Below are 340 nucleotides of genomic sequence, written 5' to 3' on the forward strand. Positions count from 1 at the left end.
GCCTGTGCTGGCGCCGCGCTTCCACGGCGTGTTCATCGGCGGCGCGGTGCTGTTCGGGCTGAGCGCCATCGCCTGCTTCAGCCTGGCCCAGCAGGTTCCATTCAATCCCCTCGAGATTCTCTGGGACGCGCGGCAGTCGGCGCGCCTGCTGCTGATTTACCTGCTGCTGTTCGTGCCGTTCTTCTGCGCGGCGGTGTGCATCTGCCTGACAGTCACCTGCTTTCAGGAACAGATTCATCGGATCTACGCCTTCGACATACTCGGCGCCGGCGTGGGCAGCCTGTTGATCGTCGTCGCACTGTTCGCCCTGACGCCCGTCGATGCGCTGCGGCTGCTGGGC

General features: G+C 65.3%; 1 pseudogene. It reads left to right on the forward strand.

The window, feature by feature from the left end:
* A pseudogene (locus tag ACCD00_RS30800) lies at positions 1 to 340 on the forward strand (SAM-dependent methyltransferase); the annotation flags it as partial.

This window comes from Pseudomonas sp. Pseusp3, assembly GCF_047304225.1.
Taxonomy (GTDB): domain Bacteria; phylum Pseudomonadota; class Gammaproteobacteria; order Pseudomonadales; family Pseudomonadaceae; genus Aquipseudomonas; species Aquipseudomonas fluorescens_CD.